The organism is Aestuariivirga sp., from assembly GCF_041738905.1.
GTDB lineage: Bacteria > Pseudomonadota > Alphaproteobacteria > Rhizobiales > Aestuariivirgaceae > Aestuariivirga.
In genome coordinates this window covers 21,182-43,301 of record NZ_JBGSOZ010000214.1, presented here as the reverse complement: position 1 = coordinate 43,301, position 22,120 = coordinate 21,182, and the positions used below count along the sequence as shown (strand labels likewise).

The 22,120-nt window shown below is 62.7% G+C and carries 21 protein-coding genes; 7 read left to right on the top strand and 14 right to left on the bottom strand.

Features of this window, described 5'->3' with window-relative positions; translation table 11 throughout:
• Positions 1 to 12 precede the first annotated feature (12 nt).
• From ACEW8Q_RS21215 to ACEW8Q_RS21205, 3 genes are all read right to left on the bottom strand, one after another.
• On the bottom strand, positions 13 to 696 hold the full coding sequence (locus tag ACEW8Q_RS21215; RefSeq protein WP_373506063.1) for a protein GlxC: 684 nt from the start codon (positions 694 to 696) through the stop codon (positions 13 to 15).
• Between the two features lie 130 nt (positions 697 to 826).
• Positions 827 to 1,729 carry a glutamine amidotransferase family protein gene (locus ACEW8Q_RS21210; RefSeq protein ID WP_373506062.1) on the bottom strand — a complete coding sequence of 301 codons (903 nt, stop codon included), beginning with the start codon at positions 1,727 to 1,729 and terminating at the stop codon, positions 827 to 829.
• Between the two features lie 109 nt (positions 1,730 to 1,838).
• The gene (locus tag ACEW8Q_RS21205; protein ID WP_373506061.1) at positions 1,839 to 2,492 is read right to left on the bottom strand and encodes a helix-turn-helix domain-containing protein; all 654 of its coding nucleotides are present in this window, start codon (positions 2,490 to 2,492) and stop codon (positions 1,839 to 1,841) included.
• Positions 2,493 to 2,912: 420 nt separating this feature from the next.
• On the opposite strand from ACEW8Q_RS21205, the gene cysD reads away from it, so the two are divergent.
• A complete protein-coding gene (gene cysD / locus ACEW8Q_RS21200) occupies positions 2,913 to 3,830 on the top strand; it encodes a sulfate adenylyltransferase subunit CysD (protein ID WP_373506070.1) in 918 nt (305 codons plus the stop codon).
• Positions 3,830 to 5,737 carry a sulfate adenylyltransferase subunit CysN gene (gene cysN / locus ACEW8Q_RS21195; RefSeq protein WP_373506060.1) on the top strand — a complete coding sequence of 636 codons (1,908 nt, stop codon included), beginning with the start codon at positions 3,830 to 3,832 and terminating at the stop codon, positions 5,735 to 5,737. Before cysD ends, cysN begins: the two co-directional genes overlap by 1 nt.
• On the opposite strand, the gene ACEW8Q_RS21190 is transcribed toward cysN, so the two are convergent.
• The gene (locus ACEW8Q_RS21190; protein WP_373506059.1) at positions 5,734 to 6,333 is read right to left on the bottom strand and encodes a TetR/AcrR family transcriptional regulator; all 600 of its coding nucleotides are present in this window, start codon (positions 6,331 to 6,333) and stop codon (positions 5,734 to 5,736) included. The two genes, cysN and ACEW8Q_RS21190, sit on opposite strands and share 4 nt — an antisense overlap.
• Positions 6,334 to 6,406: 73 nt before the next feature.
• On the opposite strand from ACEW8Q_RS21190, the gene ACEW8Q_RS21185 reads away from it, so the two are divergent.
• Complete coding sequence (locus ACEW8Q_RS21185; protein ID WP_373506058.1) at positions 6,407 to 6,565, top strand: hypothetical protein; 159 nt, start codon at positions 6,407 to 6,409, stop codon at positions 6,563 to 6,565.
• A gap of 10 nt (positions 6,566 to 6,575) precedes the next feature.
• Here the strand turns inward: ACEW8Q_RS21185 and ACEW8Q_RS21180 are convergent, their stop codons facing one another.
• From ACEW8Q_RS21180 to ACEW8Q_RS21155, 6 genes are read right to left on the bottom strand one after another with little or no spacing between them, the layout of a single operon-like run.
• A complete protein-coding gene (locus ACEW8Q_RS21180; protein ID WP_373506057.1) occupies positions 6,576 to 7,673 on the bottom strand; it encodes an HPP family protein in 1,098 nt (365 codons plus the stop codon).
• A 4-nt stretch (positions 7,674 to 7,677) separates the two neighbouring features.
• Complete coding sequence (locus ACEW8Q_RS21175; RefSeq protein WP_373506056.1) at positions 7,678 to 8,280, bottom strand: 2-hydroxychromene-2-carboxylate isomerase; 603 nt, start codon at positions 8,278 to 8,280, stop codon at positions 7,678 to 7,680.
• A complete protein-coding gene (locus ACEW8Q_RS21170; protein ID WP_373506055.1) occupies positions 8,277 to 9,833 on the bottom strand; it encodes an AMP-binding protein in 1,557 nt (518 codons plus the stop codon). The genes ACEW8Q_RS21175 and ACEW8Q_RS21170 overlap by 4 nt, the downstream gene beginning before the upstream one ends.
• Positions 9,821 to 10,585, bottom strand: a complete 765-nt coding sequence (locus ACEW8Q_RS21165; protein WP_373506054.1) for an SDR family NAD(P)-dependent oxidoreductase — start codon at positions 10,583 to 10,585, stop codon at positions 9,821 to 9,823. The genes ACEW8Q_RS21170 and ACEW8Q_RS21165 overlap by 13 nt, the downstream gene beginning before the upstream one ends.
• Before the next feature lie 11 nt (positions 10,586 to 10,596).
• Positions 10,597 to 12,129 (bottom strand): histidine ammonia-lyase, encoded by a 1,533-nt coding sequence (gene hutH, locus ACEW8Q_RS21160; RefSeq protein WP_373506053.1) that lies wholly within the window; start codon positions 12,127 to 12,129, stop codon positions 10,597 to 10,599.
• Positions 12,126 to 13,490: a formimidoylglutamate deiminase gene (locus ACEW8Q_RS21155; RefSeq protein WP_373506052.1), complete on the bottom strand. Its 1,365-nt coding sequence runs from the start codon at positions 13,488 to 13,490 to the stop codon at positions 12,126 to 12,128. The genes hutH and ACEW8Q_RS21155 overlap by 4 nt, the downstream gene beginning before the upstream one ends.
• A 47-nt stretch (positions 13,491 to 13,537) precedes the next feature.
• Between ACEW8Q_RS21155 and hutI the strand changes: the two genes are divergently transcribed.
• The 4 genes from hutI to ACEW8Q_RS21135 are packed head-to-tail and all read left to right on the top strand — an operon-like array spanning position 13,538 to position 17,617.
• Entirely contained in the window at positions 13,538 to 14,734 is a 1,197-nt protein-coding gene (gene hutI / locus ACEW8Q_RS21150) for an imidazolonepropionase (RefSeq protein ID WP_373506051.1), read from the top strand.
• On the top strand, positions 14,731 to 15,462 hold the full coding sequence (gene hutC, locus ACEW8Q_RS21145; protein WP_373506050.1) for a histidine utilization repressor: 732 nt from the start codon (positions 14,731 to 14,733) through the stop codon (positions 15,460 to 15,462). The genes hutI and hutC overlap by 4 nt, the downstream gene beginning before the upstream one ends.
• Positions 15,463 to 15,471: 9 nt before the next feature.
• Positions 15,472 to 17,142, top strand: a complete 1,671-nt coding sequence (hutU, locus tag ACEW8Q_RS21140; protein ID WP_373506049.1) for a urocanate hydratase — start codon at positions 15,472 to 15,474, stop codon at positions 17,140 to 17,142.
• Positions 17,143 to 17,185: 43 nt separating this feature from the next.
• Positions 17,186 to 17,617 (top strand): AprI/Inh family metalloprotease inhibitor, encoded by a 432-nt coding sequence (locus ACEW8Q_RS21135; protein WP_373506048.1) that lies wholly within the window; start codon positions 17,186 to 17,188, stop codon positions 17,615 to 17,617.
• 3 nt (positions 17,618 to 17,620) lie between these two features.
• Here ACEW8Q_RS21135 and ACEW8Q_RS21130 read toward each other — a convergent pair whose 3' ends face one another.
• The 4 genes from ACEW8Q_RS21130 to ACEW8Q_RS21115 all read right to left on the bottom strand — a co-directional run bounded on the left by ACEW8Q_RS21130 (position 17,621) and on the right by ACEW8Q_RS21115 (position 22,097).
• A complete protein-coding gene (locus ACEW8Q_RS21130) occupies positions 17,621 to 18,757 on the bottom strand; it encodes a PQQ-dependent sugar dehydrogenase (protein ID WP_373506047.1) in 1,137 nt (378 codons plus the stop codon).
• A gap of 66 nt (positions 18,758 to 18,823) precedes the next feature.
• Positions 18,824 to 19,465 carry an alpha/beta hydrolase gene (locus ACEW8Q_RS21125; protein ID WP_373506046.1) on the bottom strand — a complete coding sequence of 214 codons (642 nt, stop codon included), beginning with the start codon at positions 19,463 to 19,465 and terminating at the stop codon, positions 18,824 to 18,826.
• Positions 19,465 to 20,895: an amidase gene (locus tag ACEW8Q_RS21120; RefSeq protein WP_373506045.1), complete on the bottom strand. Its 1,431-nt coding sequence runs from the start codon at positions 20,893 to 20,895 to the stop codon at positions 19,465 to 19,467. The genes ACEW8Q_RS21125 and ACEW8Q_RS21120 overlap by 1 nt, the downstream gene beginning before the upstream one ends.
• Positions 20,895 to 22,097, bottom strand: a complete 1,203-nt coding sequence (locus ACEW8Q_RS21115) for a serine hydrolase domain-containing protein (RefSeq protein ID WP_373506044.1) — start codon at positions 22,095 to 22,097, stop codon at positions 20,895 to 20,897. Before ACEW8Q_RS21115 ends, ACEW8Q_RS21120 begins: the two co-directional genes overlap by 1 nt.
• Positions 22,098 to 22,120: the final 23 nt, after the last annotated feature.

Sequence of the window (22,120 nt, the reverse complement as noted above, 5' to 3'; positions counted from 1 at the left end):
GGTGTGCGTGCCTCAGTAAGCGTCGGCGTGATCGACGTTGAAGTTGTAAAGCTTGCGGGCAGAACCGTAGCGGCGGAAGGACTCAGGCTTGTGCTTCATCTTGGCGCGTTCCAGAAGCTTTGCGAGGTCCTCGAGATGTTCGGCGCGCATTTCCTTCTCGATGCAGTCCGAGCCAAGATTGTCGGCCTTGCCCCGCACATAGAGACGCGCTTCGTAGATCGAGTCGCCCAGCGCCTCGCCAGCATCGCCGCAGACCACGAGGTTGCCGCGCTGCGCCATGAAGGCCGACATGTGGCCGACGGAACCGCCCACCACGATGTCGATGCCCTTCATCGAAATGCCGCAGCGGGACGACGCATCGCCTTCGATGACGAGCAGTCCGCCGTTGCCGGTGGCGCCAGCGGATTCGGACGAGTTGCCCTTCACCCAGACGACGCCCGACATCATGTTCTCGGCGGTGCCGACACCGGCATGGCCGTGAATGGTGATTTCGGCGTGCTGGTTCATGCCGCCGCAATAGAAGCCGACGTGGCCCTGGATGTCGACATGTAGCGGCGCATCGAGGCCGCAGGCAATGGAGTGCTGGCCCATCGGATTGCGGATGATCCAGTGCCGCTCGTTTGTGTCCTTGGGCAACTTGTAGAGTTTCTGGTTGATGGCCGTGATGCCCATCGCCTTGAGGTCAAGCTCGTTCATTCGTTTTCCGTCCCTTGATGGCAAGACCTCACCCCTTGTGATTGCTGACTGCGTTGGCGCGGGATGAGGGACGTTGGAAGGAGATCCGGGGCCGATCGCATTACCGGCCCCCGGCATTGAGAGTTCGAGATCAGGCGTTGCCGCCCCAGGTGTAGATGGTGGTGGGCTCAGGCTCCCAGATCTTCGCGTCGTCGGCACCGGGGAGATGCGCGATGGCGCGGTACTCGGTCGCCATCGCCACCCAGTCGTCGGTCTCGGCCATCACCGCATGCTTGCAGGCAATGGGATCGCGCACGACGGCAAAGCCGTCGGCGGTGCCCACCAGGAACGTATAGAAGCCGTCGAGATCCTTGAGGCCGTCCTGCAACGCTTCCTTCAGCGAAGACCCGTTGCGCAACTTCCATGTCATGTAGGCGGCGGCGACCTCGGTGTCGTTCTCGGTCTGGAATTCCATGCCTTCGCGCTTCAGGTTCTCGCGCAGGCGATTGTGGTTCGACAGCGAACCATTGTGCACGAGGCAAAGATCGGCACCGGTGGCGAAGGGATGCGAGCCCGCAGTCGTCACCGCGCTCTCGGTCGCCATGCGGGTATGGCCGATGATGTGCGTGCCCGAAGCAGACGACAAGTCGAACTTGCTGTAGACATTCTCCGGCAGCCCGGTTTCCTTGAATATCTCGATCGTGTGGCCCGAACCCACCACGCGCACGGCGGGGAAGTTCTTCTTCAGCCATTGCACGACATCGTCTTCCTTGGCGGTGGTGACGAGAATGCAGTGATTGCCGATCTGCGAGACGGTCGCCTCGCACTTGAAGGCGCGCTCGATGCCGGCATCGATCTGCTTCCAGTCGAAGCCCGCGTCATCATGGGCAAGCGAGAACTTGACCTCGTTCGCCTTCACCGGGTTTCGGTAGATTGCAACGCCAGCCGAGTCCGGCCCGCGATTGGTCATCTCGATGATCATGGGCTTGAACATGGCACCCAGCTGCGGCTGGAGCTTGGGGTTCTTGAGATAAAGTCCGACGATACCACACATGGTCCATACCCTCCTCTGGGTTATGGTCGGGGACCTTATCAGTCCCTTTCACGGCATTCAACTATGAGGAACTATTTTTTCACGAAAGGAATGACGCCCTGCGCGGGGTTCATTCCTCCCGGCGATAGGAAATGACCGAGAGATAGCGGATCGGCAATTCCTTCAACTCCTCGGGTCCATGTGGCGCGTCGGCGTCGAAGAACAGGGCATCGCCCGGATGCATGTCATAGGTCTTGTCGCCGTGCCGGTACACGACATTGCCTTCGAGCATGTAGAGGAATTCAAGGCCGGGATGCTGAAACGTGGGGAACACGTCAGACTTGTGGGTCAGCGTGATCAGATAGGGCTCGACCATCACCGGTCCGTGCGGGCTGTGGCCCAGCAACTGGTACTGGTGCCCGGCACGGGTGCCCCGGCGCTCGATGGTCAGGCCCTGGCCAGCTTTCACGAAGGTGGCGTCGCGGATTTCCTCGAATCCCTTGAAGAAGGCCGTGACTGGAACCTGTAGCGCCCGACCCAGCGCCTGCAATGAGGCAAGCGACGGTGACGTTGCGCCATTCTCGATCTTGGACAGCATGCCCGCCGACATCTCGGCGGCCTTGGCCAGTTCTGCAATGGTGAGGCCGAGTTTCTCGCGGAAGCCCTTCACCTCGCGGCCAATCGCCTGCTCCAGCAACTTGCCCTGAACCTCGCCATGACCGTGGGGGTCCTGGAACGGCAGTTCTGGCGCGGCTGCGGGTTTCTTCTTGTCGGCCTTGTCCAAGATGTTTCCTCCAAGGAAAAACCATATAATGGACTGAAGGGTGGCTCAAGGGTACTTCGCTCCATCGGGATTCGGATATTTCCGATTGCCTGCATTACATTTTATTAGCAGATCACCGCAATTTTCCTTCGCAACCGATAGGAAATAGGATAAGCGTGACCCAATAACACCACTCAAAGGTAAGATCCTATCGTGGATAACGTGGCCAAATCCTTTCTGGCAGAGGTGGAGCGGTTTCTTGAAACCGCCGGCCTTGAGCCAACCTCGCTCGGCAAGCAGGCGCTGAGCGACCCGTCCTTCGTCTTTGACCTGCGCAAGGGCCGCTCGCCCTCCACCCGCACCATCGACAAGGTGCGCAGCTGGATGCAGCAGCAGAAATCCTCGTCGAAACCCGCCCCCCTCACAGGAGAGACGACCCACGTGTCCAGTCCCAAGAAACACGACCTGACCCATCTGGAGCGCCTCGAAGCCGAGTCGATCCATATCATTCGCGAAGTTGCCGCCGAGTGCGAGAAGCCGGTGATGCTCTACTCCATCGGCAAGGACTCGGCCGTGATGCTGCATCTGGCGCTCAAGGCCTTCTATCCCTCGAAGCCGCCCTTCCCGCTCATGCATGTCGACACCGGCTGGAAGTTCCGCGAGATGTACAAGCTGCGCGACGAGACGGCGAAGAAGCATGGCTGGGAGCTGATCTCCTACCAGAACCCCGAAGGTGTTGCCAAGAACGTCAACCCCTTCGACCATGGTTCGGCTCTTCACACCCAGATCATGAAGACCGATGGCTTGAAGCAGGCGCTCGACAAGTATGGTTTCGATGCGGCCTTCGGCGGCGCACGCCGCGACGAGGAAAAGAGCCGCGCCAAGGAGCGCATCTTCTCGTTCCGCGACAATCGCCACCGCTGGGACCCCAAGAACCAGCGCCCCGAATTGTGGAACCTCTACAACGCCCGCAAGAACAAGGGCGAATCGATCCGCGTCTTTCCGATCTCGAACTGGACTGAGCTCGACATCTGGCAATATATCTACAAGGAGAACATCGAGATCGTTCCGCTCTACTTTGCAGCGGAGCGCCCCGTGGTCTGGCGCGATGGCCAGTTGATCATGGTCGATGACGAGCGCATGCGCCTCAATCCCGGCGAGACGCCAGAGATGCGGAAGGTCCGCTTCCGCACGCTGGGCTGCTATCCGCTGACCGGCGCCATCGACTCTAATGCCGAAACGCTGCTCGACATCGTCGAGGAAATGCTCGTCGCCACATCCTCCGAACGGCAGGGCCGCGTCATCGACAAGGACGCCTCCGCCTCCATGGAAAAGAAGAAGCAGGAAGGGTATTTCTGATGACCCGTTTCATCGAGTTCACCGGCGGCGACGTCGAAGCCTATCTCCACGCGCAGGAGCAGAAGGATCTTCTCCGCTTCATTACCTGCGGTTCCGTAGATGACGGCAAGTCTACCCTGATCGGACGGCTTCTCTATGAAGCCAAGATGCTGTTCGAAGACCAGTTGACGGCGCTCGAAGCCGATTCGAAGAAGATGGGCACGCAGGGAGGCAACCTCGACTTCGCGCTCCTCGTCGACGGCCTCGCAGCCGAACGCGAGCAGGGCATCACCATCGACGTCGCCTACCGCGCCTTCACCACCGACAAGCGCAAGTTCATCGTGGCCGACACGCCCGGCCATGAACAGTACACCCGCAACATGGCGACTGGCGGCTCCACCGCCGACCTCGCGATCATCCTGATGGACGCGCGCAAGGGTGTCTTGACCCAGACCCGCCGGCACACGTTCATCTGCACGTTGCTCGGCATCAAGCACCTCGTCGTCGCCGTCAACAAGATGGACCTGATGGGCTTCGACCAGGAAGTCTTCGAGAAGATCGAGCTGGATTATCGTACTTTCGCGAAATCGGTCGGCGCTGATGAGATCACCGTGATCCCGGTCTCGGCGCTGATGGGCGACAACATGATCACGCGCTCGCTGAACATGCCCTGGTATCACGGGCCGACGCTGATGGCGCATCTCGAAACCGTGCCGGTGGGCGACGACTTGGATTCCAAGCCCTTCCGCCTTCCAGTGCAGTGGGTGAACCGCCCCAACCAGAACTTTCGCGGCTTCTCCGGCACCATCGTCCAGGGCACGGTCAAGCCGGGCGATGCCATCAAGGTTCTCCCCTCGGCCCGCACTTCCGTGGTCGAGCGCGTTGTCACCTATGATGGCGATCTTGAAGCCGGTGTCGCCGGCCAGTCCATCACCATCACGCTGAAGGACGAGATCGACATCAGCCGCGGCGACGTGATCTGCACGGCCAATGATCCGGTTGAGGTCTCCGACCAGTTCCAGGTGGAAATCCTGTGGATGAGCGACGAGCCCATGCTCCCCGGCCGTCCCTATCTCTTCAAGTCGTCGACCAAGACCGTTCCCGGAACGCTCGATGACCTGAAGTACAAGGTCAACGTCAACACCATGGAGCACGTCGCGGCGAAGACTCTGACGCTGAACGAGATCGGCGTCTGCAACCTTGAACTCGACTCCGCCGTCGCCTTTGCGCCTTATCTGGAGAACCGCCACCTCGGCTCGTTCATCATCATCGACCGCTTCACCAATAATACGGTGGGCATGGGCCTCATCCGCTTCGCGCTCCGCCGCGCCGCCAACATCCACTGGCAGGCCGTCGACGTGCACAAGGAGGCCCGCGCCGCGCTGGCCAACCAGAAGCCGGCGGTATTGTGGTTCACCGGGCTCTCGGGTGCGGGCAAGTCGACCATCGCCAACCTGGTCGAAAAGCAGCTCCACGCGTCCGGCCACATGACCTACCTTCTCGACGGCGACAACGTGCGCCACGGGCTCAACCGCGACCTCGGCTTTACCGATGCCGACCGCGTCGAGAACATCCGCCGCGTCGGCGAGGTCTCGAAGCTGATGGTCGATGCGGGGCTACTCGTGCTCGTGTCCTTCATCTCTCCCTTCAAGTCCGAGCGCCTCATGGCGCGCGAACTGGTCGAGGATGGCGAGTTCATCGAGATCTTTGTCGATACGTCCCTTGTGGAAGCCGAGAAGCGCGACGTGAAGGGCCTCTACGCCAAGGCACGCCGCGGCGAGATCAAGCACTTCACGGGTATCTCGTCACCCTACGAGGCGCCGGAAAATCCGGAAATCCGCGTCGATACCGGCAAGGTGACGGCGGAAGGTGCCGCCGACATCATCGTCCAGTATCTGAAGGACTCAGGCCGCATCGCGAAGGTCTAGGCCTTTCTCGCAACAAGAGAGGCGATGGTGTTGCGCACAAGCGTCTGCACCATCGCCTCCGCACTTTCGGTTCCGGGCAACTTGCCCGCCGTGGCAAGTGACGCGATGCCATAGAGCCCGGCCCACAGCACCTGCACCTGATGCCGGCAGGCGCTCTCCTCACCCGGCTCGAATAGGGGAGCAATCGCCTGCTGGGCAAAGCCCAGAAGCGTCTGCCTTCGTTCGGCCAGCCAGACGGGGGTATCGCGCCCTTCCGGCAGGCTGTGTTCGAACACGGCGTTCCACAACCTCCGCTTTTCCCGTACATCGCCGATATAGAACCGCGCCAGTGCCATAAGCGTGTCCGCAGGCTCCATCTTGAAGTCGATGGACCGGCACTTGGCGATCAGCCCGTCCAGCGTCTCGGCGTTCAGCCTCATGACGAGTTCGTCCTGATCCGCGAAGAGTTGGTACAGCGTGCCCGGCGAATAGCCGATGAGCTTCGCGACGCCGCGCGTTGAAAGTCCCTTTAATCCTTGTTCGGAAACAATTTTCCGTGCCGCATCCAGCGCCAGACGGGTGAGTTCGTCGCGTGTGTGGTCGGAGCGCCTTGCCATGCTGAAGAAATATATTGACCAGCGTTCAATAACAATGCATATAATTGAACACTGATCAATTCAGGAAGCGAACATGCTGAAGTCGGCTTTGGGATTTTCATTCTTCGCGGTTGTCACGGTCTCGGCCTGGATCACCGCGCCGGCCTTCGACGCGGCAGCATGGGCCGAGGCTGAAGCGCAGTCGCAGATCGCCGCGGCCCTGCTTGCCGACAACATGCACCACATGCGTTGAAGCGGCTGCCTCAGTGAGGCCGCGCGGCACCCGTCACGGCCAACCGGGCCAATGCCACAATCATGTCGGTCTGGGTGACGAGCCCCATGAGCTGCCCTGCACCGTCAATGATCGCCACTCCGTGGTGACGTCCATCTGACAACGGATCGACGAGGCGCAGCATGCTGTCATCCGGCATTGCCGTTGCCGCATCGCTCATCATGTCTGAAACGGTCTTCGCCGGATGGTCCAGCTCATGCATCTCGACCATGCCCGCCAGCCGGTGTTCAGCATCCACCACCGGCAGGATGCGCAAGTCATGCGCCAGAAGCAGCGCATGTGCTTCGGCCCACGATGCGTCGTCGCGGATGCGCAGCACGTCCTTCGACATGATATCGCCGCAGGACGGCACCTTTGCCGTCCGTTCGAGTGCCGCGAACTCGGCGCGCCGCACCAGCCTGTTCAGGTCGTCCCGCGCGATGTCGAAAGGCTCGCCTCCTTCGGCCAGCGCCACATCGATGTCGGCCTCGGTCAGCGCCACGCGAAGCTGAGGCGGCGTGTCGGACGTGCCGTGCGTCTTCGCCAGCACCAGCTTGGGGCGGTGCGGATAGGAATGACTGGAAAGCCGGTGGAACAATACCCCCAGCCCCACGAGCAATGCGGAGTTGAGCGCCACCGGAACCAGCGCAAAACTGTAGCCAGCCGCAACGACGGCCGGGCCGCCGAGAACGGCTGAGAGGGCGACGGCCCCACCCGGCGGATGCAGGCAACGGAAGATCGACATGACAGCGATGGCAGCAGCCACGGCGAGTGCCGCTGCAATTGCGGATTCCGGAATGACGTGGGCGACGAGAACTCCGACCAGCGCTGAAATCGTGTTCCCACCAACGATGGACCATGGCTGCGCCAGCGGACTGGCGGGCACCGCGAAGAGCAAAACCGCCGAAGCGCCGAGCGGCGCCATCAGCAAAGGCAAACCCGGTCTGGGACTTATCAGGGCGCTTGAAATCAGGCCCACCAGCGCGACTCCCACCATGACTCCCACGCAGGCAATCGTCCGTTCACGGAGGTTCGTCCCGGCCATCCGTGGCGTCAGCGCCCGCACCCTGTCGATCAGCGTGTTGCTCATCGCGTCAGGCTACCGGGATTTGCCCGCGCGAGATATGAATATCCAGAAGATCAAGCCTGTCATTGCCGAAGTAGAGCTTCGTGCCGGTATCAACCGTGGGTACGCCGAACACGCCGCGGGCCACCGCCTCCTGCGTGTTGGCATCGAGGCGCGCCTTGAGGACCTCGCTGGACGCGGCCTCGCGCACGGCGTCCGGATCAAGCCCAGCGGCCTCGCCCCAGCGCGCCAGTTGATCGAGGTCGGTGATGTCGGCTTCCTCCGCCCAATAGCCTTTCAGCACCCGTGTCACGAAAGCCTCTGCCTTGCCCTCGTCTTGCGCCAGCAGGCAGGCACGCAGCGCACGCGAATTCCTCAAGGGATAGTTCGGATGGGTGCGGAGGGGCACGCCCTGAATCTCCGCCCAGTCGAGAATGTCCTGCCGAAACCACGCAACACGCGCGGGCGCCGCCTCCAATGGCTTCACGCCACCGATCTCGTCAAGCAGCCTCGGCAGGTGCAGCGGCCGCCACAGCAGGTCCAGCTTGTGCTTCCGCGCCAGATCGGCGACGCGCGGTGCCGCGAGATAGACCCACGGCGAATGCACGTCGAACCAGAAGGTGAGGCTCATGGCAGGCGCTCCATGCGGTTTTCCTTCGCCCACTGCCGCAGCTCCACCTTGCGGATCTTGCCCGATGGCGTGAGTGGAAAATTCTCCACCCGGAACACCACGGCGGGCACCTTGAACTTCGCGATGCGCGCAGCACAGAGAGCCTGAAGCACCGCCGTGGTGACAGTGCCGATGGGCTTCACCGCCGCCGCGACGATCTCGCCATAATACTCATCCGGCACACCGAACACCGCAACCTGCGCCACGGCGTCATGTTCTTGCAGCACGTTCTCGATTTCGGCCGGGTAGATATTCTCTCCGCCCCGGATGATCATGTCGCGAAGGCGCCCGCCCGCGATGACAAGCCTGCCATCGTCACGCAGATATCCGAGGTCCCCCGTGCGCAACCATCCGCCATCGATGATCGTCTCGGCTGTGGCTTCCGGATTTCTGTAATAGCCCTCCATCACCATGGACCCGCGCGCCTGTATCTCGCCGATCTCACCCGGCCCGCAGGGTTCAAGCGTCTCCGGGTTTGCAATGCGAAGCTCATAGCCGGGGAGAGGCTCGCCCGCCGTCTCCCAGCGCAACGGATCATGTGATGACGGACAGGCAAACAGCGTGGCACCCTCCGTCTGGCCATAGACCTGGGCCAGACCGGGCATGGGAAACTCTTCCGCGCAACGCTTCAGCACATCGGGATTGCAGTCCGCGCCACCGCAGCTTCCCGCCTTCAGCGATGAGAGGTCGTGGTTCTTTCGCGCCGGATGATCGAGCATGGCGAGATAGGACGTCGGAACGCCGGAGAGGAAGGTGCAGCGTTCGGCTTCGATTATCCTGAACATGTTTTCCGGATCGAAGCTCGGAACGCCCACATAGGCCGCGCCCTTCTGGAGCGAGCCCAGAAGATTGAGGATGCAGCCCGCGCAATGAAACAACGGGATGATCGACGTCCAGCGGTCGCCCGCTTCCAGCCCGAGACGCGCGGCGGCACCGCGCGCATCCATCATCATCGCCCGGTGCGACAGCAGCGCCCCCTTGGGAAACCCCGTCGTGCCCGATGTATAGAGAAGCGATGCAACTGACGATGGTTCAGTGGTGGCAGGCGTGAAACCATGGCGCCCCGCCACAAGTCGCGGATAGTCATCCTCCAGCGTGAAGACATGATCGAGAAGCGGCAACTCGCCCCGGATCGCGGTAACATTTTCCAGATACGGATTGGAGCGATACTTTGTGGAACAGATCAGGGCCCGCGAATCCGATTGCTTCAGCGCATAGGCCAGATCGTCCTTCCGGTAATGTGTGTTGAGCGGAACGAAGACGGCCCCCATCGCGGCGCAGGCCATTTGCACCACGGCCCATTCCACGCGGTTCTCCGCCAGAAGTGCAATGTGGTCTCCGGCCTTCAGCCCTCTTGCCGACAGAGCACCCGCCAGCGCCAGTGCCTCATCGCGATAATGGCGGAACGTCCGCCGTGCCTGCTGGTGCGAAAATACCAGCGCTTCCGCATCGGGCCACACGGATGCCGCCCGTTCAAGCGCGGGCCAGGGGTGATCGAAGGTCACAGGGCGCACCAGCCACCATCTGCCAGCAGGATGGTTCCCGTCACGAAGCTTGCGGCATCCGAGGCCAGGAAGACGGCGGGGCCAACCATTTCGCGCATCTCGGCCATGCGGCGGAGCGGCGTGCGGGCAATGATCGTTTCAGCCTCCACCGCAAGCTGCTCCTGGCCGCTTTCGGTCATGGCGTGGTTCGTATAGCCCGGATTGAAGGCATTGACGCGAATGCCCTGCGGCCCCCACTCGGCTGCAAGCCCGCGCACAAGCATGTCGATGCCGCCCTTGGCCGCGCAATAGGGCGTCAGTTCCTCGAAGGCAGCGACGGAAGCATTGGAAGACGTCATGACGATCACGCCACCGCTGCCCTGCCGCATGAACTGCCTTGCGGCAGCTTGCGCCGTGAGGAAATGCGATCGCAGATTGCCGTGGATGACATAGTCAAACTCGGCGGAGGTAAAATCGATCGCCCTCTTCTTGATATCGACCCCGGCATTGCAGACCGCGATATCGAGGCGGCCATAGCGGCGCACCGCGGCCTGAACGAGGGCCTCGGCACCCGCTTCGGTCGTGACGTCTGCGAGGACTGGCAGCGTATCATGTCCCTTGGCGCGGAGTTCGGCCGCGGTCTTGTCGGCTGCTTCATAGCTCCGGGAACAACCGACCACGGTTGCTCCCGCTTCGGCAAAGCCATGGGCGAGTTCGCGGCCGATGCCGCGGCTCGTTCCGGTGATAGCCGCCACGCGGCCGGTGAGATCGAAGAGCTTCATGGGCGCCCTCTTTAGCGGCAACCAAGATCGCTGAGAAGATCGGGCACAAAGCGGGCAAAATGACCCTGCTCGATCAGTGCTGCAACTGCCTCTGTGTCGGTCGAAAACTCGCGGTCCTCGTCACGCTTGGCGGCCTTGGATCGCACCAGCGCATGCGCCTCCTCGATGGGACCGGAAGAGGTCAACGGCCTGCGGAAATCGATTCCCTCAGCCGCAGCCATCAGTTCAATGGCGAGGATGCGAGCGAGATTGGCGTTCATCGGCGTCAGGCGCCGCGCGCCATGCGTCGCCATCGAAACGTGGTCCTCCTGGTTGGCGGAGGTGGGTGCCGAATCGACCGATGCCGGATGAGACATCTGCTTGTTCTCGCTCATCAGCGCGGCGGCCGTGCATTGCGGGATCATGAAGCCCGAGTTGAGGCCCGGATTGCGGATGAGGAAGGGCGGCAGGAGCGAGATCGTGGTGTCGATCAAGGCCGCGATGCGCCGCTCCGACAGCGATCCCATCTCGGCCACAGCCATGGCGATGATGTCGGCGGCGAACGCCACTGGCTCTGCATGGAAGTTGCCGCCCGACAGCACGGCGCCATCTTCCGCGAAGACCAGCGGATTGTCGGACACCGCATTGGCCTCGATGGTGAGCACGCGCGCAGCATGAGCGAGGAGATCGAAGCAGGCCCCCATCACCTGCGGCTGGCAGCGGAAGGAGTAAGGGTCCTGCACGCGGTCATCGCCTTCGAGATGCGAGGCGCGGATGCCGCTCCCTGCCAGCAACCGGCGATAATGCGAGGCCGCGAGCTGCTGGCCCGGATGCGAGCGAAGCGCATGGATGCGCGCATCGAACGGCGTGTCGGAACCCATCACGGCATCGACCGACATGGCGCCCGCAAGGACCGCGGCCTCCGCATTGCGTTCTGCTGCAGCAAGGCCCGCAAGAGCGAGCGCCGTCGAAACCTGCGTGCCGTTCAGGAGTGCCAGACCTTCCTTCGGCCCCAGCGCCACCGGCTTCACGCCTGCTGCTTCCAGAGCTTTTGCCCCTGACACGCGAGCACCCTTCACGAAGGCCTCGCCTTCGCCGATGAGCACGAGGCTCATGTGGGCGAGCGGAGCGAGGTCGCCCGATGCACCAACCGAGCCCTGCCCCGGAATGACCGGCAGCACGTCCGCATTGATGAGTGCGGCAAGCGCCTCCATGGCCCCGAGCGAGATGCCGGACGCGCCCTGCGCCAGCGAATTGAGCTTCATCAGCATGATCAGGCGGACGACCGCTGGATCGAGCGGAGCGCCGACGCCCGCCGCATGCGACCTGACGATATTGATCTGCAGAGCGTTGAGATCCTTCGCCGCGATCCGGGTCTTGGCGAGCTTGCCGAAGCCCGTGTTGACGCCATAGATCGCGTCACCCGTGCCGAGCAGCCGCGCCACCGTCTCCGCCGAGCGCGCGATGAGGCCGCGTGCCTTCTCCGTGAGATCGACCGCTATCGGGCCGTCCAGCGTTGCGCGGACGTCGGACAGGTCGAGTGCGCGTCCACCGATATGAATCATGACGACAGTCTCCCGATGGCGGCGCGGAAGCGCGCGGCGATCTGTTCTTCGCTGATGTGATGGCGGTCCCTCACGACGTGGCGGCCAGCCACAAAAACGTCTTTCACGCAAGGACTGCCGCCCGAGAATATCCATGTGTCGAGAGCGGCGTCCCCGCTACGGCCGATGAGCGACGGATGATCGCTGTCGAGTACGGCGATGTCGCAGCGCTTGCCCACTTCGATGGCTCCGACCGGCTGCCTCATGGACAGCGCGCCGCCCTTGCAAGCCGCCTCGAACAACGTGCGGCCTGTTGATTGCCCAGGCTCACCGGCGAGCGCATTGCGCGTACGGTCGCGCAGGCGCTGCGAATATTCCAGCATCCGCAGGTCTTCCGCGGGAGACACGCTGATATGGCTGTCGGAGCCGATCGCAATGGCTCCGCGCGCCTTCATGAAGTCGACGGCGGGAAAGATGCCATCGCCCAGATTAGCTTCCGTGGTGGGGCACAGACCTACAATGGCGCCGCTCAACGCCAACGCGCTGGTTTCACGAACCGTTATGTGGGTTGCATGAATGGCCGTCCACCGGTCGGACACGTCGAATTCCGCCATCAGCATTTCCACCGGCCGCTTGCCAAAGAAGGCAAGGCAGTCATCGACTTCCTTCACCTGTTCCGCGACATGGATGTGGATAGGCGCATCGGGAGCAATCCCTGCAATCTCCTCGCGCAGCAGTTCGGGCGTGACGGCGCGGAGCGAGTGCGGCGAAATCCCCACGCGCCTCAACGCATGACCCTTCGACTCCGCTTCCAGCCGCTCGTATATGCCGAGAAACCGCTCCGCATCGTTGATGAACCGGCGTTGGCCTTCGACGGGGGGCTGCCCTCCAAATCCACCAAAAGCGTAGAGCGTCGGAAGCAGCGTGATGCCGATCCCTGACTGTTCCGCCGCCGCCATGCAGCGAAGACTCATTTCTGCGGGATTGTCATATGGCGTGCCGTCCGGCTGGTGATGGAGGTACTGGAATTCCCCCACGACGGAGAATCCCGACTTCAGCATCTCGACATAAAGCTGGGCGGCCACGGCTTCGAGATCATCGGGCGACAAGCGAAGCGCGAACCCGTACATCGTCTCGCGCCACGTCCAGAAACTGTCGGCGCCGGGGCCAGCGCGTTCCGCAAGGCCAATCATGAGGCGCTGATGGGAATGAGAATGAACGTTGGGCATCGCGGGGATGGCAATGCCAGGAACGCGCTCGCCTGCGCGGGAACTGGACTCGACCGAAGTGATCAGCCCCGCCGCATCCACCGCAACCGTCACATCCTCCTGCCAGCCCTGCGATGTGAGCGCCGAGGCAAAATGCAATTTCCTGCTTTCCATGGCTTGAACTATACTGTATATACAACCTTATACAAGTGGATTTTCAGATGCTCCTGACCAATCTCAACGCCGCCACCATGCGCGACCATTATGGCCTCATCGAAGATGCGGCGATCCTCATCGAGGATGGCCGCATCGCCTGGGTCGGCCCCCGTGCCGAAGCGCCGTCCGGCATGCATGGCATCAATTGCCAGGGCCGCCTCGTCACCCCCGGCCTCATCGATTGCCACACCCACCTCGTCTATGGCGGCAACCGCGCGCATGAGTTCGAGATGCGTCTCGGCGGCATCGCCTATGCCGACATCGCCAAGTCGGGCGGCGGCATCGCCTCCACCGTCCGCGCCACCCGCACCCAGTCCGAAGGCGAGCTTGTCGCCTCCGCATTGAAGCGCCTCGACGCGTTGCTGGCCGAAGGCATCACGACGGTCGAGATCAAGTCGGGCTATGGCCTCGACGAGCGCACCGAATTGAAGATGCTTCGCGTGGTCCGCGAACTGGACAAGCTCCGTCCCGTCGATGTCGCGGCCACATACCTGGGCGCTCATGCCATCCCGCCTGAATTTCATAACGACCGCGAAGGCTATGTGAAGCTCATCTGCGAGCAGGTGATCCCCGCCGTCGTCAAGTTCAGGCTTGCCGATGCCGTCGATGCCTTCTGTGAGAAGATCGCCTTCACGGTCGAGGAGACGGCCCGCGTCTTCGAAGCCGCCAGGGCCCACGGCCTGCGCATCAAGCTCCATGCCGAGCAGCTCTCCAACCTTGGCGGCGCGAAGATGGCGGCATCCTTCAACGCGCTCTCAGTCGACCATATCGAATATCTCGATGACAGCGGCGTGGAGGCCATCGCGAAGTCCGGAACCGTCGCCGTGCTGCTGCCGGGTGCCTTCTATTACCTCCGCGAAAAGCAGGCCCCGCCCGTGGCGGCGCTGCGCCATCACGGCGTGCCGATGGCCATTGCGACGGACCTCAACCCCGGCTCCTCGCCGATTCATTCAATTCTCACCACGATGAACATGGCCTGCGTACTGTTTGGCCTGAGGCCGGACGAGGCGCTGCGCGGCGTCACCGTCAATGGCGCAAGGGCTCTGGGCCTCAATGACCGCGGCATGATCGTCCCCGGCATGAAGGCTGACCTCGCGATCTGGGATGCCGAGCGGCCGGGGGACCTTTGCTATCCCATCGGCTACAATCCGCTCACCGCCGTCATCAAGAACGGCAAGACCGTGCGCGGTACACTGTCATGAGCGACGCCCAGCCGCTTTATGCCAAGGTGAAGGACCACATTCTGGAAAACATCCGGAACGGCGCGTGGGAGCCGGACCAGCGCGTGCCCTCCGAGAACGAACTCGTGGAAAGCTTCGGCATCAGCCGCATGACCGCGAACCGCGCGCTCCGCGAACTCACCGCCGAAGGCTTCCTCTCGCGCGTGCCCGGCGTGGGCACCTTCGTGAAGGAGACGCCGGCACTCACGAGCCTCATGGAGCTTCGCAACATCGCGGATGAGATCGGGCAACGCGGCCACCGCTATTCATCGCGTGTCGTGAGCAAGGCGGAGATGTCCGCCAATCCCGCCCTCGCCGAGGACTTCGAGGAGCGTGGTATCGAAAAGCTGTTTCACATCGTCATCGTCCACGAGGAGAACGGCGTCCCCGTTCAGCTCGAAGACCGTTACGTGAACCCCGCCGTCATGCCTGACTTCCTCTCACGCGACTTCACCATCACGACGCCCACCGCCGTGCTGGTCGAAGCAACGCCCGTCGATGAACTTGAGCACACGGTCGAGGCGGCACTGCCGACGATTGAGCAGCAGCGGCTTCTGGGCATCGGCCCGCTGGAGCCATGCCTGGCACTCCACCGCCGCTCGTGGAGCAAGTCACGCGTTGCCACTGTCGCAACCCTCACCTATCCCGCCAGCCGCTATGCCCTTTACAGCCGCTACCGCACCAGCGCGCGCGGCACGCTTACCCAGTAGGAGATTTCCATGGACACCCGCCGCGACAATTCCCGCGTCATCAAGGCCGCAACCGGTTCGACGCTCAGCGCCAAGTCGTGGCTCACCGAGGCGCCGCTCCGCATGCTGATGAACAACCTCGACCCCGACGTGGCCGAGCGTCCCGAGGAACTCGTCGTCTATGGCGGCATCGGCCGCGCCGCACGCAACTGGGAAGCCTTCGACCGCATCGTCGCGGGCCTTCGCTCACTCGAGGATGATGAAACCCTGCTGGTGCAGTCGGGCAAGCCCGTGGGCATCTTCCGCACCCACAAGGATGCGCCGCGCGTGCTGATCGCCAACTCCAACCTCGTGCCGCACTGGGGCACGTGGGACCATTTCAACGAACTCGATAAGAAGGGCCTGATGATGTACGGCCAGATGACGGCCGGCTCGTGGATCTATATCGGCACGCAAGGGATCGTGCAGGGCACCTACGAGACCTTCGCCGAACTGGGTCGCAAGCACTACAACGGCAACCTGAAGGGCAAGTGGTTCCTGACGGCGGGATTGGGCGGCATGGGCGGCGCGCAGCCCCTCGCCGCGACGATGGCCGGTGCCTCGTTGATCGCGATTGAATGCCAGCCATCCCGCATCGATTTCCGCCTCCGCACCCGCTACGTCGATACCAAGGCCTCAACCATCGACGAGGCGCTCGAGATCATCGACCGCAGCCACAAGGCCGGAAAGCCGATCAGCGTCGGCCTGCTGGGCAATGCGGCGGAGCTTGTGCCGGAGATGGTGAAGCGCGGCATCCGGCCCGATGCCGTCACCGACCAGACATCCGCGCATGATCCGATCAACGGCTATCTTCCCGCCGGCTGGTCGCTGGCGGAATGGGAGGACAAGCGCGTCTCCGATCCACAAGCCGTCAAGGCCGCCGCCATGGCCTCGATGAAGGTTCACGTTCAGGCCATGCTGGACTACTGGCACATGGGCGTACCGACTCTCGACTACGGCAACAACATCCGCCAGATGGCGCTGGAAATGGGCCTCAAGAACGCCTTCGAGTTTCCGGGTTTCGTCCCGGCTTACATCCGCCCGCTGTTCTGCCGCGGCGTCGGCCCGTTCCGCTGGGCGGCACTCTCCGGCAATCCGGAGGACATCTACAAGACCGACCAGCGCGTCAAGGAACTGATCCCCGACGACCCCCACCTCCACAACTGGCTCGACATGGCCCGCGAACGCATTGCCTTCCAGGGCTTGCCCGCGCGCATCTGCTGGGTGGGCCTGGGGCAACGCCACAGGCTAGGGCTTGCCTTCAACGAGATGGTGCGCAACGGCGAAGTCGAGGCCCCCATCGTCATTGGCCGCGATCATCTCGACTCAGGCTCCGTCGCCTCGCCGAACCGCGAGACGGAAGCGATGAAGGACGGCTCGGATGCCGTCTCCGACTGGCCGCTGCTCAATGCGCTTCTGAACACCGCGAGCGGCGCCACTTGGGTGTCGCTCCATCACGGCGGCGGCGTCGGCATCGGCTACTCGCAACATGCCGGCATGGTGATCGTCGCCGATGGCACCGAGGATGCCGCCCGCCGGCTGGAGCGCGTGCTGTGGAACGACCCCGGCACCGGCGTCATGCGCCATGCCGATGCGGGCTACGAAATCGCGGTCGACTGCGCGAAGGAACAGGGCTTGAAGCTGCCGGGCATCACCGTCTAGTCTCGGCCGTCCTTACTCTCGCGATCCATCGAGGCCGAAACACATGCGGCACGTCCTGCGCCTGACGGCGATCTCGCTTGCGGCCTGCCTCTGGCTGTGCGGCCTTGCAGCGGCGCAATCGACGAAGCTCCTCGATCTGAGCAGCGTCGACCCGTCGCTGCTGGAAGGCTTCTTCGGCACATGGCAGGTGCAGAATGCCGATGGCTCTAAAATCTGCGATGTGGAGTTGACTCGCGAGGACACGATCGGCGGCCTCGCAATCGGAATCGAGAATGCCTGCCTGGACGAGTTTCCGGTGATGGGCGAAGTCACCGCCTGGCGGCTCTACGAGAATTTCGAAATCGTCTTCGTGGATGCGACATGGCAGGAGCGCATCCGCTTCTTCACGCCCGACAACACCTATGTGGCGACGCCCGAGGTGGACGGTATCACGACCATCATTCAGGTCTCCGACGAGATCAGCCCGGCCCCTTGACGCTCAGTCCGCGCTCACCACCCGCAGCACGCGGCCATCTGGCGCGCCTTCGTCGGTGAGGAGATAAAGATATCCGTCAGGGCCTTGCCGCACATCGCGGAAGCGGGCTTCACCATCGAACAAGCGCTCTTCGTTCACCACCTTGCCGCCCTCCAGCGTCAAGCGCGCCACATGTTTTTGCACCAATGCGCCGACGAAGAGGTCGCTCTGCCAGTCCGGATATTTGTCCCCGGTGTAGAAGACCATGCCCGAGGGCGCGATCGACGGGTCCCAGTAATGGACCGGCTGCTCCATGCCGTCCTTCGCCGTGCCCTCGCCGATCTGTCCGCCGGAATACTCTTTGCCATAAGAAATAACCGGCCAGCCATAGTTTCTGCCGCCTTGTGGCCGGTTCAATTCGTCACCGCCGCGTGAGCCGTGCTCCACTGTCCAATACTCGCCCGTATCGGGGTGGAGCGTAGCGCCTTGAATGTTCCGGTGCCCGACCGACCATATCTCCGGCAGCCAGCCTTCAGGTTTCGGGTTGTCTTCGGGAATGCCTCCGTCATCCGTGATGCGGATAATCTTGCCGATGTGATTGTCGGTCTGCTGCACGAGGTCACGCAGTCTGTTGCGGTCGCCCGTGGTCACGAACAGGGCGCCCGCCCGGTCGAAAACGAGACGCGAGCCGAAATGATGACCGCCATCGAATGCCGGCTGCTGGCGGAAGATCACCTCCACGCCCTCGAGTCTCCGGGTGTCTTCCGATAACGTCCCCCGCATCACCGATGTCGCGTTGCCGCCGTCCCGCGGTTCAGAAAATGACATATAAACCAACCGATTGGATGAAAACTGCGGGTGAAGCACCACATCGAGCAAGCCACCCTGCCCAACTGCCGAAACCTCCGGGAGGCCCTCCACAGGACTGGACAGCGCGCCGTCAGCGCTCACCACGCGCAGCCGGCCTTCACGTTCCGTCACCAGCATCCGGCCATCGGGGAGAAAGGCAAAGGACCACGGATGATCGAGCCCCGACGCGACCGTCTCAAGCCTGAACCCGCCCGGCCCGGCATGGGAAGGCCGCGACCTGCCCAGCAGTTTCCACACGCCCGCCCCGGCCAGGGTGGCGGCCAGAACGGCCAGAAAGGCACGGCGTTTCATTCTCGGGTCTCCACGGTCACGACATGTTTGCCTACGAAACACGCCGGACGGTGGATCGGTTCCAGCTCAGGCCGTCAGGGGCGCAAGACCCGCGCGCACATGCCCGATCTCGTCATCATTGATGCCATGCGAAGAACCCTTGTAGATGCGCTCCGTCACGTGAGCACCCATCTTCATGAAGAGTCCCGAGGTCTCCTTCACGCGTGTCAGCGGAATATGCGGGTCGTGGTCGGAGCAGCCGAGGAAGACCTTCGCGCCGTCGAGCGATCCCGCATAGTCACGCGACGTACCGGGCGGGCCAATGGCGCCGCCGCTCAGCACGCCGATGAAGCCATAGGCCTTCGGATTGCGCAGCACCGTCTCGGAGGCTAGGCAGGCGCCTTGGCTGAAGCCGATGATGGAGAGCTTCTCCGGCGCCATACCGGCATCGAGAATGTCCGCAATGATCGCGGCGATCCGCGCAAGCGCCGCCGAAAGGTAAGGCTCATTGCTGGCCGTGGGCGCCATGAAACTCTGCGGATACCAGGTGTAGCCCTCAGCTTGCGGCGCCACATAGCACAGGTCAGGCATGGCGATGACATCTGCCAGAGGCAGCATGCTCTCGGCCGTCGCACCCCGGCCATGGATCAGCAGCACCACGCCCTTGGCACGGGCGGGCGGAGCGCCGCCGCGCCGCAATTCATGTTTCGCGATGGCCTCTTCCAGCATCACAGCTTCGGCCTCGTGCCGGCATCGCGGAACCACTGCCCTTGCGCTGTCTCATAAGCCATGGCGGCCTGGAACACGTCGGCATCCGAATAGGTGCGGCCAACGATCTGGATGCCGGTGGGCACGCCGTTCTTCGCGCGGCCCGAAGGGACGGAGAGAACCGGGCAGCGGCTCATGGCATTGAAGGGTGTCGTCATGGCCCAGCCGAGAAACGGGTTCGAGATCGTCTTGCCGTTGATCTTCACGCTGTCCTTCGACTGGTCGAAATCGGCGGCAACGGCGGGAAGTGCTGTCGTCGGACAAATGAGCACGTTGTACTGTTCCAGGATCGGCCCCAGCGTCGAATACATCTTGTTGGCCATGTCGAGTGCGGCGAGGAAGTCGGTCGCCTTCGACTTCTGCCCCTTCTTCGCAAAGGCCCGCGCATAGGTCGTCATCTTCGAGCCATGCTCTTTCAGAACCCGCGAGACGGCGGCGCCGAAGAGATGATCGAGATAGTTCATGGATGCGTCGAGCACTTCTTCCGTCCAGCCAAGATCGACCTCGTGCACCTTCGCACCGAGCGAGCGGAACACGTCAAGCGCAGCCAGCGTGTTCTTCTGCACGTCCTTGTCGACGCGATAGAAGCCCAAGTCCATCGAGAAGGCGATCTTCCAGCCCTTGATGGACTTATACTTTGTGGGCAGCGTGAGCTTGGGCCGCAGCGTGGAAATGTCGAGCGGGCTCGGCCCTGACATCACATTCTGCAGGATGATCGCGTCTTCGACGTTCCGCGCGAGGGGGCCCGTGTGACAGTAGAAATCGAGATTGAACGGCGGGTCATCCGGGTTGCGCCCATAGGGCGGCTTGTAGCCGACGAGCCCGCAGGCCGATGCCGGAATGCGGATTGATCCACCGATGTCGGAGCCCGTGGCAATTGCCGACGTGCCGGATGCTAGCGAAGCAGCGGTGCCACCCGAAGAACCGCCCGGCGTGAACTTCGGGTTCCACGGATTGTGCGTGACACCCCACAACCTCGACCATGTGTAGCCCGCGCAGGAAAATTCCGGCGTCGCCGTGCGGGCATGCACGATACCGCCTTCCTTCAGGATGCGCTCGTTCATGGGAGACGTATGCTCGCCCACATAGTCCTTGTAGATCAGGGAGCCGCCCGACGTGGGTTTGCCCTTGATGAAGCTCTCGTCCTTGATCCCGATGGGGAGGCCTTCGAGCGCGCCGGTCTTCTTGCCCTTCGCATATTTCGCTTCCGCCTTCTTTGCGAGGTCCAGCGCCTCGTCGAAATGCGTGTAGGTGAGGCAGTTGATCTTCTTTTTCGTGGCCTCGGCCCGGCGGATGGTCGCTTCCATCAGTTCGACAGGCGAGAGCTTCTTTGCCTTGAACAGGCGGAGCGCCTCGGAAGCCGGCATGTAGCAGAGATCGGTGACGCTCATCAGAGATGTCCCGCGATGGTGTGAAGGGCCGCTTGTGTTACGATGTTGAACTGAGTGTTGAGGAAGTCCGGCCAGCTCGAAAGCTTCACCGCCACCATGTTGTAATCCCAGTTCACGTAGATCATCTGCCCGAACACGCCGCGCGCATAGATGGCGCGCGACTGCGGGTCCTCGATCCACCACTTGTTTTTGTAAGCGCCGTGCGGCAACGACGTGTTGTAGGGCGCGCCAAAGATCGCGTGGTTGCCGTTGCGGGTGGCCTCCACCCATGACGCAGGCATGATGCCCGCGCCGTGTTCCAGATAGAGCAGCCCGAGCCGCGCATAGTCTCGCAAGCACGCATTGAAGCCACCGTCCGCCAGGGCATAGCCCGCGGCATCGACAGTGAAGCTCGCATTTTCCTCGGCCCCCATCGGGCCCCAGATTTCATCCGCCACGATCTGCGGAAGCCGTTTTCCGGCGGCGCGTTCCATGCAGAAGGCGAGCACGTCCGTCTCGATCGAGCGATAGGCGAACAGATCGCCGTGGCGGCGCTCTAACGTTTCCAGCCCGAGGATCAGTTCGAACATGTGGCGCGGCCAGCGGAAGGTCGGGTCGCTTTCGGGCGGGATGGGCTTCCAGCCAGAGGCGACGTCGGACTTGCCGATGTCGGAATAGGGGTCGGTATAAGTCTCGTCGAACCGCACGCCGCTCGTCATGTCCAGCACATGCTGCAGCGTTGCGCCGCGATAGGCGGTGTCATTCAGTTCAGGAAGATAGTCCGTGATCCGCGCATTGACGTCGAGCAACCCCTTGCCGACAAGCGCGCCCGCGGCCGAGCCCGTCACCGACTTCGCAACCGACTGCGAGAGATGCAGCGTGCGGCCTTCCATGCCGTTGTAATAACGCTCGAAGACGATGGCGCCGTTGCGGATGACGATGAAACCATCGGTGTAGGTCTCGTCCAGCAGGCCTGCAAGCGTCGTGGCGCCGCCGTGGGCGGAGGCCACTTCGATCCCGTCGAGGTCGCGGTCGTCACGCGGCAGGATGCGAATGCCGTTCCATCCGCGCCACACCTCTGCCGTCGGCAGGAACTGCCGCACGTTCTGGAAAGCCCAGCGGTTCCACGGCGGGCGGTCCCAATCCATCTTCGGCGGAACGAGTGCTGGCGGCGAGCCCTGCATGATGGGCAGGCGCGGATCGGAATTGCGGTAGGAGGACATGCGTTCCCTTCAAGAAAAAAAGC